Origin of the sequence: Acidovorax sp. (assembly GCF_046339755.1) — a bacterium.
Taxonomy (GTDB): domain Bacteria; phylum Pseudomonadota; class Gammaproteobacteria; order Burkholderiales; family Burkholderiaceae_C; genus Acidovorax.
Genome location: NZ_JBKDTZ010000397.1, coordinates 1 through 4,420, shown reverse-complemented (window position 1 = coordinate 4,420; position 4,420 = coordinate 1). Strand labels below are relative to the sequence as shown.

The window sequence follows — 4,420 nt, the reverse complement described above, 5'->3', positions numbered from 1 at the left end:
CTACAATCACCGCAGGCTGCAGTCCTCGCTGGGCTACCTCAGCCCGATGCAGTACGAACAACGCTGGTACGAGGCACAGCGCAAAAAGGCCGCGTGAATCGTGGGTTAAGAACTACACGAAACAGGGGCAAGGTCAATGCTGGCCCCGGACTGGCGGCCAGCCTTCCACCTGGCGATTGAGTGCGAGGCTGTCTCGATGCACGTGATCGAGGGCGTGCGTTATAGCCATGTTCCTGCCTCTATCCCGGTGCAGGCGACCAAGTCCTGGTGAACTGCGTATGGGCCACAGCGTGGCCTCGGGTGCGCTGCAGGCTACCCACGCCCCGCTGCGCCGGGCCTTGAAGACGCGCTTTGTTGCGAGAAGCTGGGCGCATGCTCAGCGACGAAGAGAAAGCCCGCATGCAGTCCTGTCTGCGCACCTTGCGCGAGGCCATGCCGGGCTTCGCCAGCCGCCGCGCGCAGTTGGTGATGATGGCCGAGGTGGCACATGTCCTTGGCACGCTGGATCGAGCGCGGTGGCAAGGAGGTCAGGGCGGGCCGGACGACAGAGTTCCACGTCTGCGCTGCGCCGATCGGTGGCGGAGAACGCCTGCGCACGCTGCTGTGGGATCGTGCCGGCGCTGCCGTGCTGACCTCGGCGACGCTGCAGGCCTGCGGCTCGTTCGACCTCTTCATGGAAGAGGCTGGCCTGAAGGCATGGGAGGGGGTGCATGCGCTCAGCCTGCCATCACCCTTCGACCATGCGGCGCAGGCCGAGCTGCACCTGCCGCGCATGCGCTCCCATCCGCTCGATGCCCAGGCGCATACCGAGGAGGTGGCAGCCATGCTGCCCGCCCTGCTCGAGGCGCAAGCCGGGTCTCTGGTCCTGTTCGCATCGGCAAGGCAGATGCATCAGGTCGCGCATGCGCTGCCGGAGGCGCTGCGCGAGCAGATCCTCGTGCAGGGAAGCACGTCCAAGCGCGAGCTGCTGGCGCGCCACAAGGCTCGCATCGACCAGGGCCAGCGTTCGGTCCTCTTCGGTCTGGCCAGCCTCTCCGAGGGGGTGGACCTGCCCGGCGCCTACTGCACGCACCTGGTAGTGGTCAAGTTGCCCTTCGCGGTGCCCGACGATCCGGTCGAGCAGACACGCCGGGAGTGGATCGAGGCGCAGGGGAGGTCCGCCTTCCATGAGCGCAGCGTCCCCGAGGTCGGCATCCGGCTGGCGCAGGCGGTGGGGCGGCTGCTGCGCACGCCCGAGGACCACGGCCGCGTCACGGTGCTGGATCCGCGGCTGGCGAGCACGCCGTGGGGCCGGCGCCTGCTGGCGGGCCTGCCGCCGTACCGACGTGTGCGCGGCGCGGCGCCAGGCTTGCCATCCGACGCGGCAACGGTCGATCGTTCGGCCGCGTGACGGCGCCAGCGGCGGCTCTTGAAGGTGCGTCGCGGTAGGAGATCCTGGGTGGACCAACACCGATCCACCCATGAACTCCATATGGAGGGCATCGGCGCGGTCGGCGTGCTCGAACCCATCGTCGTGCGGCCTGTGCTGGGCACCGACCTCTTCGAGATCATCGCCGGTGAGCGCCGTTGGAGAGCCGCAAGGAACGTCTTCGGCGACGACTACGACATGCCCGTGGTCATCAAGGACGCCAGCGACGAGGCGGCCGAGGCCATGTCGGTGATCGAGAACTACTACCGCGCCGCCATGTCGCCGGCCGAGGAAGCCCGTGCCGCGCAGCGCCAACTGCTGCGCCAGCGCGGCGACAAGGAAGAAGCCGCCCGCCTCATGGGCTGGTCGCCCGAGGTGTTGGAGCGGCGGCTCGCGCTGATGGCCTGCACACCCGCAGTGCTCAAGGCGCTGACTACGCGCAGCATCCAACTCGGCCACGCCGAACTGCTCTCGGGCACCCCACCGGAGAAGCAGGACGGCGTGCTGACGCAGAAGGTGCCGGTGACCTTGCCGAAGTCCCAACTCGGACGCTATGCGCGCCGGCTGCCTGATGGTTCCCTGGTTTTCGCCGCTTCTGGTCAGACATGCGAAAAGGTTGAACCTTATGCATTCGTATCAGTGCTCAGGCCGGGCCGCCGGCTTTGATCGCATCGTGTAGGCCTTCTCAGTCCGGGAGAGTGTCGAGGATCCGAGGCCGCTACCACGGCATTCTCGATGGACATCTGCGTCCGGCCTATGCGGTGTCCGAGGCGGCATGTAATCAATGTGCGCTGCGTCACGCGTGCGATCGTCCGGGTGAACCGCCCCGGGGCGGTTCACTACCTGCAGCAATGGTTCGCGCCGAGCGACCCGGCGATGGAGCAGTCTCTGCACAACATCCCCGTGTTCCGCCAGTTCGCCGCGCTGAGGGCCGTGGCGCGGTTGCTGGACGAGACGACGATCCTTCGGTTCCGCCACCTGCTTGAGAAGCAGGGCCTGGCAACCGAAAGGTGCCATTGCGGGCACCTGTCTCGCGGTTTAGAGGCCGCCCGCAGGATTGTTCTGTGGCCGGTTCGCCCGAGCTGGCTCGTATGGCACAAACGCGGGCACCGATGCGGGTATGAGAGCTTTGGCCCTAGCGTTCATTCCGGCTGGACTGACATCAGGCCAAACCCCAGTGTTGATCCGAGTCAAGACTGTCTCAATCGCCGCAGCTGACTCTGAAGGCTCGAACGTACAGTGCCCCGCACGGTCAACAATCGTCGTTCTGTAGAGACTCACATCTCCACCATTGGCCTGCATCTTCTGAACATACGAATCGATGATGTTTGGAGGCACCACGTTATCTCCTGTTGTATGCATCCGCAAGGAAGGTATCTTGGGTGTGCCGTGGACTGTTCGTCCCGGCCCGTTCCAGAACGCCGAGGCGGCGGGTTCCGCCTGTACACGGGTCGCGTCCCGCAGTGTTGCAAGATCGGCCTGGAGATTGAGTCCATTTGTCGAGTAAAGCGATAGCACCAGACGCCCGACTGCCGGCTCGGCGCGGGCCAGAAGTTGGGAGTAGTCGATGCCCGCATTCCAAGAGAGTTGCCGAACTGCCGGAGATGTCCCTGCATGCTCAAACATGAATCGAGACTGTCCTCCAGGTTGGGCGGCGTTGAGAAGCACAGTGTCGAAGACTGCACTTTGAAGCGCACCGAGATCGAAGGGATCTGGCTGAGCTCGTGTGGCATTGCTCCACACCGGCCACTGGCCTACTGCAGCAGCAAGCGCAATCCTAGCCCGACCTTCCTGGCTCTGCTGAGCTAGCGTGAGAGCGGCGCGCCATTTTGCAGATTGATCTGCTACGGAAGCAAGATCGGAGAAGCCGACGACCTGCAATTCTGATGCGATCAGCGTCTTCAGCACGAACCACCCATCCAACATCATGTTCATGAGTGGTACCGGCTCATGAGCGCACCCTACAACAACGCCATCAACCTTCTCGGGATAGCGCTCGGCAAAATTTAGAGCAACGAAGCCGCCGCCCGAGTGTCCATACTGGATCACCTTCGTAGGCTTCCCATAGCGCGCGTTGAACATGTCGATGACCGAGATCAGCTCTTGCTGCTCTCGATCCGGATCATAGTTAAAGTTTCTTTGCGGATTTCGACCGGTACCCGAAAGCGCGTAGCCTCGCTGCAACCAGTAGCAACTCCGCGCGCCGTCCTTAGCGGGAACATAGTCAAGGTCGTTGATCAACAAGCCGTTCCAGCCTGTTGGCCGACGCATGCTCCACGGCGACCCGTTTGCAAAGGCGCCCTCGGCCTCCACATAGGTAACGGTCCCATTGCATCCTGTCACTACAACTTCCTGCTGTGTCGGCGGACCATCAGCGTCCTTGTCGCTTCCGCCGCACGCCGTTAGTACAGCTGCCGCTATCACGCCGACGAGGCGCCTCGATTGACAACTGATAGATCCGATTGCCCTCACCTGCCGGTTTGGTTCACTTTTCATGTGGTCTCCTTTTTACATGTTGGTCGGCGCCCGCTAACAGTCGAAAACGAAATCTACCCACTGCGAGCCTCAGGTGCATAGTTTGCCACCTAAGGAAAATAATATTAGGTAACTAATCTTGTGTCAACGGGAGTTATAGACTCGGCATAATTTATTCATCAACTTTTGTTGATGACCTGACTCCAAAGTTCATGGAAAAAGAAGATGCACGCAAGCAGTCGCGGGAAGTGCTGCAAGAACGGCGCAAGCAAGTTATCCGTTTGCATCGAAAAGGTGTTGGCGTGATGCAGATCGTGGAGCAAACCGGGCTGAGTTGGTCTGGTGTCAACGCTGCACTGCGCCTGTTCGAGCAAGGCGGAGCGGCTGCACTCAAGCCACCGCCATCGCCGCCAGCGTTGATCCAGCAACACTTGATCGCTGGCGAGCCTCAGTTTCAGAGCTGCGCCCAGATGGACAAACCCAGCAGAGTTGGCTATGGGCTGCACCGGCGAAACACTCAACCCGCCAAATCAGCGA

Annotated in this window: 5 protein-coding genes and 1 pseudogene; 5 read left to right on the top strand and 1 reads right to left on the bottom strand. The window is 62.4% G+C overall.

The window, feature by feature from the left end; genetic code table 11:
* The 4 genes and pseudogenes from ACK59X_RS33735 to ACK59X_RS33720 form a co-directional block, all read left to right on the top strand.
* Positions 1-97, top strand: a 97-nt coding sequence (locus tag ACK59X_RS33735; protein ID WP_409963722.1) for an IS3 family transposase, incomplete at its 5' end; no start/stop codon positions are given.
* A gap of 390 nt (positions 98-487) precedes the next feature.
* Positions 488-1,390: a helicase C-terminal domain-containing protein gene (locus ACK59X_RS33730; RefSeq protein ID WP_059400345.1), complete on the top strand. Its 903-nt coding sequence runs from the start codon at positions 488-490 to the stop codon at positions 1,388-1,390.
* A 48-nt stretch (positions 1,391-1,438) separates the two neighbouring features.
* A complete protein-coding gene (locus tag ACK59X_RS33725; protein ID WP_227740917.1) occupies positions 1,439-2,074 on the top strand; it encodes a ParB/RepB/Spo0J family partition protein in 636 nt (211 codons plus the stop codon).
* Positions 2,075-2,242: 168 nt separating this feature from the next.
* Positions 2,243-2,416 (top strand): annotated as a pseudogene (locus ACK59X_RS33720) (transposase); the annotation flags it as partial.
* 30 nt (positions 2,417-2,446) lie between these two features.
* On the opposite strand, the gene ACK59X_RS33715 reads toward ACK59X_RS33720, so the two are convergent.
* A complete protein-coding gene (locus tag ACK59X_RS33715) occupies positions 2,447-3,904 on the bottom strand; it encodes an alpha/beta fold hydrolase (protein ID WP_108497019.1) in 1,458 nt (485 codons plus the stop codon).
* Positions 3,905-4,095: 191 nt separating this feature from the next.
* Between ACK59X_RS33715 and ACK59X_RS33710 the strand changes: the two genes are divergently transcribed.
* The coding region (locus ACK59X_RS33710) for a helix-turn-helix domain-containing protein (RefSeq protein WP_409963719.1) at positions 4,096-4,420 on the top strand (325 nt) is incomplete at its 3' end.

Excerpts from the sequence above, each read along its gene's own strand:
- ACK59X_RS33715 (WP_108497019.1), bottom strand. The coding sequence starts at position 3,904 with ATGAAAAGTGAACCAAACCGGCAGGTGAGGGCAATCGGATCTATCAGT.
- ACK59X_RS33730 (WP_059400345.1), top strand. The coding sequence starts at position 488 with ATGTCCTTGGCACGCTGGATCGAGCGCGGTGGCAAGGAGGTCAGGGCG.